The organism is Trebonia sp. (assembly GCF_049794275.1).
In the GTDB taxonomy this organism is placed as follows: Bacteria; Actinomycetota; Actinomycetes; order Streptosporangiales; family Streptosporangiaceae; genus Trebonia.
The window spans coordinates 1-6,118 of the sequence record NZ_JBARCR010000512.1; the positions used below are offsets into that span (position 1 = coordinate 1).

Consider the following 6,118-nt stretch of genomic DNA (forward strand, 5'->3'; position numbering starts at 1 on the left):
CGTCTGGGCCGACGTCGCCCCGCGCCTCTACGCGGCCGCGGCCGCCAGCCAGTGGGATCCCGCGACGGCGGTCGACTGGACCGCCGCACTCAACGTGCCGGACGAGATCGAGCGCGCCGTCGTGCAGCTCATGACCTACCTCGTCGAGAACGAGCAGGCGGCGCTGATCATCCCGGCGCGACTGCTCAGCCAGCTGCACCCGCACTTCCGCGAGGTGATGCAGCTGCTCGCCACCCAGGCCGCCGACGAGGCGCGGCATGTCGAGGTCTTCACCCGCCGCGGCCTGCTGTCCGGCGGACCGCTCGGCACCTCCAGCGCCGGCGGCCGCGCGTCGCTGCAGACCCTGCTCGCCGAGCCGGACTTCACCACGGCGTCGTTCCTGCTGTCGGTGCTCGGCGAGGGCACCTTCCTCGACCTGCTGCGCTTCATCCATGAGCACGCGCCGGACAAGGTCACCGCCGACGTCGCCCGGCTCGCGGTCCGCGACGAGGCGCGGCACGTGGCGTTCGGCGTGGCGCACACCGCGCACCTCGTCGCGACCGACAGGTCATACCTCGGCGTGCTGCGGCAGTCGGTGGAGCGGCGGCACGCCGCCCTGCTCGACACCGCCGGCCTGAACACCGAGGTCTTCGACTCCCTCGTCCTGCTCGCCGCGGGCTCGTGGGAGCCGGCCGCGATCAGCCGCGGCTGGCGAGCGGTGCGCGACCTGCAGGCCAGCATGGACGAGGGCCGCCGGCGCCGGCTCGCGTACATCGGCTTCCCCGACGACGAGGCGGCCGAGCTGTCCGCCTTGCATACCCGTAACTTCATGTAGATGCTGCTGACGTACGGACACGGGACCGAGACGGCCGCCCGCACAATCGGCCTCCTGCGAGAAGCCGGCGTCTCCTCGCTCGTGGACATCCGCACGGCGCCGGGCAGCCGGCGCAACCCGCAGTTCGCCCGTGCCGCACTCGAGGAGTGGCTGCCCGCGGCGGGCATCGCCTACCGCTGGGAGAAGCGCCTCGGCGGGTTCCGGCGGCCCAGCCCCGACAACCCCGACGTGGTGTGGCGGGAGGACATGTTCCGCGGCTACGCCGAGCACATGCGCTCGCCGGACTTCCTGGCCGCCATCGACGCCGTCCTGACCGAGGCTGAGCTAGCCGAGGCAGAGGCGGAGCCGGAGCCGGAGACGCACCGGGTAACGGTCATGTGCTCGGAGAGCCTGTGGTGGCGCTGCCACCGCCGCCTGGTCGCGGACTTCGCCGCGGTCGCCCGCGGGATAGAAGTACGCCACCTCATGCACGACGGGCGCATCGAGGCGCACCGCCCCACGCCTGGCGTCCGCCTCCGTGACGACGGCCTGCTGGTCTACGACGCCGGCCAGGATCAGCTGATGTAACGCAAGACCGCCGTGAGGTGCACGAAGTCCGCCACGTCGAGCAGCCGCAGCATCTGCCGTTCCGCCGGCCTGATGCCCGCGCGCTCCTCGTCGTGGTACACCCGGGGCTCACTGACCTGGAAGGTCAGGCCGTGGGTGCGCAGCAAGCCGCCGCCGGCGGCCTGGATGTTTCGCAGCCAGTCCGTATCCGCGCCGTAGGTCAGCGCGACGATGAACCCGTCCCGCGCCTGGAAGACCTCGACGGGCGTCCGGTACTCACGCCCGGACCGGCGGCCGCGGTGCACGATCAGCCCCAGACCCGGCAGCCAGGGCGCGATGTGCCGCGCAACCCGGTTCAGTCCGGCCTTGTTCCAGCATGCGACCTGCTCGGGAATCGGCACGGCATCTCCCTGCCACGGCGGATAATGCCAAGCCTAGCCTGAGGCTGGCCGTTAGAGTCGGGCGGTACACCGCCCCAGGACAAGCGACACAGGACAAGCGACCCAGGACAAGGAGCGCCGACGTGCGCCAGGACCCCGACACCCGCGCCGCCGAACGTGACGCGCTCGGCCAGTACCTCGACTACCAGCGCGAAACGATCCTGCTCAAGACCGAAGGCCTCACCAAAGACCAGCTAGCGCAAAAGATCCCCACCTCGGATCTCACGCTGGCCGGTCTCCTCTACCACCTGGCGCTCGTCGAGGAGAGCTGGCTGGAGGGCCGCTTCCTCGGCATGCCCGATCGCCAGGACTGGGTGGATGTGGACTGGGTCGCCGACCCCAACTGGGAGTTCCGTACCGCCACCACCATGGACCCCGGCGCATTGCGCCAGCGCTACCGCGACGCGTGCGAGCGCAGCCGCCAGGCCGCCGCCTCGGCGGCCAGCCTGGACCAGCTGTCGGCGTTCAAGGGCAACGACGGCTGGCAGTTCACGCTCCGCTGGGTGCTGCTGCACCTGATCGAGGAGACCGCCAGGCACGCCGGCCACGCCGACCTGCTGCGCGAGGCCATCGACGGCTCGGTTGGCGAATAAGCTGCCAGCGTGGGGGGTGCGTACTCGGACTGGCGCGGACACGTGATCGTCTGCGGGCTGCCCGGCGTGGGCCTGCGGATCGTCGAGGAGCTGACGCTGTCCGGCGTGCTCGCGGTGGTCGTCGACGACGCGCCCGACCCGCCGCTGGCGCGGCTGATCGACGCCTGGGGCGTCCCGCTGATCACCAGCACCCGCGCCGAAGAGGCGCTCACCAGCGCCGGGCTGGCCGGCGCCGTCGCGGTGATCTGCGCGCAGCACGATGACCTGCGCACACTGGAGACGGCGCTGCTCGCCCGCAGGCTCCGCGACGACGTGCGGGTGGTCGCGCAGCTCAACAACCCCGCGGTCGGCCGCGCGGTCAAGCAGGTCGGCGTCGCGGTGCTCGACGTCGCGGGCCTGTCCGCGCCGTCGGTGGTCGAGGCCTGCCTGCGCGAGGGCGTGCAGCGAATGACGCTGTCCGGCGAGCAGTTCCTCGCCGTGCGCACCACTGCGCCGCGCACCGCCACCCTCCGCCAGCTCTACGGCGACCTCGGCCCCGTCGCGGTGGTGCCGCCCGACGGTGACGTGCTGGTCTGCCCCGGGCGCGACACGGAGGTCGGGGCAGGTGACGAGGTGACGATCATCGCCACCCCCGCTGAGCTCCGCGCCACCGCCGCTATCAGTTATTCGGAACGGGCCCGTTCCTCCGCCCGCCAGCACACCGCGCGCCGCAGCGTGGCCGGCTACCTGCGTGACGTCGCCATGTCGCTGCTGCGCGCCGCCGACCGCAGGCTGGTGATCGCGCTCGGCGCGCTGGTCGCGGTGCTGATCGCCGCCACGGCCGTGCTGCGCCTCACCTACCAGTACGCGGGCCCCGGGCACCACATCACGCTGCTCGACTCGCTGTACTTCACCGTCGAGACCATCACGACCGTCGGCTACGGCGACTTCACCTTCCGCGGTGAGCCGGCCTGGCTGGTCGGGTTCGCGATCCTGCTCATGCTGACCGGCGCGCTGTTCGTCGCGGTGTTCTTCGCGCTGCTGACCAACGTGCTGGTCAGCAGGCGGATCGAGGAGTCCCTCGGTCGGCGGAAAATCACCGCGCTGCGCGGCCACGTGCTGGTGATCGGCCTTGGCACGGTCGGCCTGCGGGTCGTACAGCAGCTGCACGCGGCGGGCCGCGACGTCGTGGTCGTCGAGCTGGACGAGCACAACAGGCACCTCGGCCAGGTGCGCGCGCTCGGCGTCCCGGTGGTAATCGGCGACGCGACGCTGCCCGAGGTGCTTGGCTCGGTGCGGCTGCCCGCCGCGTCCGCGGTCGCGGTGCTGACCAGCGACGACCTCGCGAACCTCGAGACGGGCCTGGCGGTCCGCGACCAGCTGGGGCCGCGCTGGGAAACCACCCCGGTCGTGCTGCGCATCTTCGACCCGCAGCTGGCCCATTCGGTCAGGGAGACGTTCGGGTTCAAGAACGTCCGGTCGACCGCCGCGCTGGCCGCCCCGTGGTTCACCGGCGCGGCGCTCGGCCTCGACGTGCTGTCCACGTTCTACGCCGGCGACGAGCCGCTGCTGGTCGCCAAGCTGACGGTCACCCCGGGCGGCGGCCTGCACGGCCTGCAGATGTTCGACCTCACGGCCCGCACCCGCGTGCTGGCCATCCGCCGGGCGGCGGACCGGACGGTGCTCGAGCACCTGCCGCGGCGCACCACCCGGTTCCAGCCGGCCGACGAGGCGTTCCTGATCGGCCCCTACGAGGAGCTGCTCACGGTACTGCGCCGGGACCGCCCGTCCCCGCAGGTACCAACCGACGCCGGCGAGGTCAGCCAGCCTGGAACAAGTTGAGCGACAGTCCCCGCTTGCCGAAGATCGGGTCGCCAAGCGGCAGCAGGTACCGGTACCTGGCGGGCAGCTCCGCGCGCAGCCCGGCCGGCGGCCTGGTCACCGGCACGGACTCGATGAGCCGCAGCCCCAGCCGCTCCAGCGAGCGCGGGTCGTCGCACGCCCATTGCCATGGCGCGACGTCGCGCTTGGCCGCCATCTTGAGCTCCTGGCCCGTCGACGCGCGGGTGACGGTGTCGAACGCGATCATGGCGCCGGGGAACCGGCCGGCGATCCTGGCCAGCATGCCCGTGACGTCTTCTTCGCGCAGATAGGCGAGGACGCCGTCGGCGACGAAGAAGTACGGCCCCGGGCGCTGCTCCACCGCGGGCAGCCAGTCCTCGTCGAGCAGCGAGGCGGCGAGCATCTGGCGCCGCCCGGTGTCCGCGAAGAACCGGCGGCGCAGCTCGATCGTGTCCGGCAGGTCCAGGTCGATCCAGTGCGCGGTGCCGTTGTCGGTCCGCTCGAACCGGGTGTTCAGCCCGGTGCCCAGCTCGACGACCGTGCCGCCGGGATGCCCGGCGAGGAACCGCCGGACCCACCAGTCCATGATCAGGGTCCGGAGCGTCACGACGAGCGCGGTCGGGCCCGGCGCGATGGGCGCCAGCTCGAAGTCGACGGTCTCGACGATCTCGACGGCCTTCGGGTCGCGCAGCAGTGGCCGCTTCTTCCCGGTCTCCCGTGCCCGCGCCGCCAGCGGGAAGAACAACGTCCGCTGCACATCCCCGAGCTCGACCGTCTGCCGCGCCGTCTGCCGCTCAGCCATGTCCTCATTAGACCGCACCCCGGAACGTGGTCGATGTGGCATCGGCTACCAAAGGAGCGAGGGCACCGGGGAGCGGCGGAAGGTCTTACGAGGAGGAGCCGTACTGGATCGGGACCGAGAGAGTCTGGAGCTTGCCCCAGGCACCGGCCGGGGACAGCCGGTAGACGGTTAGCTTTCCGCTGGCCACGGCCAGCGCCTCGTACGCGTCGCCAGGACCAGCCGCCAGGGCCGCGGTTCCCGACGGTGGCGACGGCAGCCGCCGCCAGGCGCTGCCAGGGCCGGAAACCTCGTACGCGCGGCCATCGGCCAGCAGCACCCAGGCCGCGCCGCCGGACCCGGTGCCGGAGGCGGCCACTTGCCCGATACCGACAGCCAGCGGGGCTGAGATCGTCCACCGGGTTCCGTCGCTCGTCCAGGCGGCGAGCAGGGTGGCGCCGCTCCCCGCCCTGGCCTGCAGCAGCGCGAGGTCCCCGGCGGCGATAGTGGTGAGCCGTAGCACCGTGACCTGGCGCGCGGCGAGGACAGGGCCGACCGCCTGCCAGGCGGTACCGGAACGGGCGAAGATGCCGGTAATGCCCGGCCGCGCGCAGGAGGCCGCGGCGAGCGGCGTTCCTGATGGGGCATAGGCCACGGCCGTCAGGCTGGTGACGTGGCACTGGCGTCCGGCGGCGGAGGAGGCGATCGCGCCGGGCGCGGCGAGCCTGGTCCAGCTCCCGCCGGACGTCCCGCCCTGCTCGACGGTGCCGTCGCCGAGCAGGGCGAGCATCGCCCCAGCGCCGGCGGCGAGCGCGTCAGGGTCGCTGGCGACCGGAGCGTCGATCAGGCCGGTGCGCCAGGTCTTGCCGGCGTCGCTGGTGACCGCGAGCGGCGAGAAGGTCAGCCCTTGGCTGGGCCGGAACGCGACGCTGAGCGTAGCCGGGCCGCCGGCCGCGACCAGTCCGCCGTTGCTGGCGACCCCCGGCGGGGTGACCAGCTCCCACCGGTCGCTGGCGGCCGCGCGGGCGAACAGCTCCCAGAACTGGTTCGCGCCGGCCGCCGAGCCGCCCATCGCCACGATCGCCCAGGTCGCACCGTTGGCCGTGGTCATCGAGGTGACCAGCGA

General features: G+C 72.5%; 7 protein-coding genes. 4 read left to right on the forward strand and 3 right to left on the reverse strand.

Features of this window, described 5'->3' with window-relative positions:
* A partial coding sequence (locus WA805_RS13870; RefSeq protein WP_425242537.1) for a ferritin-like domain-containing protein occupies window positions 1-814 on the forward strand: 814 nt, incomplete at its 5' end.
* Complete coding sequence (locus WA805_RS13875) at window positions 815-1,381, forward strand: DUF488 family protein (protein ID WP_425242538.1); 567 nt, start codon at window positions 815-817, stop codon at window positions 1,379-1,381.
* Here the strand turns inward: WA805_RS13875 and WA805_RS13880 are convergent.
* Window positions 1,369-1,761, reverse strand: a complete 393-nt coding sequence (locus WA805_RS13880) for a nitroreductase family deazaflavin-dependent oxidoreductase (protein WP_422278619.1) — start codon at window positions 1,759-1,761, stop codon at window positions 1,369-1,371. The genes WA805_RS13875 and WA805_RS13880 overlap by 13 nt on opposite strands.
* A 122-nt stretch (window positions 1,762-1,883) precedes the next feature.
* Between WA805_RS13880 and WA805_RS13885 the strand changes: the two genes are divergently transcribed.
* Window positions 1,884-2,393 (forward strand): DinB family protein, encoded by a 510-nt coding sequence (locus tag WA805_RS13885; protein ID WP_422287140.1) that lies wholly within the window; start codon window positions 1,884-1,886, stop codon window positions 2,391-2,393.
* Between the two features lie 9 nt (window positions 2,394-2,402).
* Complete coding sequence (locus tag WA805_RS13890) at window positions 2,403-4,214, forward strand: NAD-binding protein (protein WP_422287142.1); 1,812 nt, start codon at window positions 2,403-2,405, stop codon at window positions 4,212-4,214.
* On the opposite strand, the gene WA805_RS13895 is transcribed toward WA805_RS13890, so the two are convergent.
* Entirely contained in the window at window positions 4,192-5,016 is an 825-nt protein-coding gene (locus tag WA805_RS13895; RefSeq protein ID WP_425242539.1) for a class I SAM-dependent methyltransferase, read from the reverse strand. The two genes, WA805_RS13890 and WA805_RS13895, sit on opposite strands and share 23 nt — an antisense overlap.
* A gap of 85 nt (window positions 5,017-5,101) precedes the next feature.
* On the reverse strand, window positions 5,102-6,118 hold a 1,017-nt coding region (locus WA805_RS13900; protein ID WP_425242540.1), incomplete at its 5' end, for a hypothetical protein.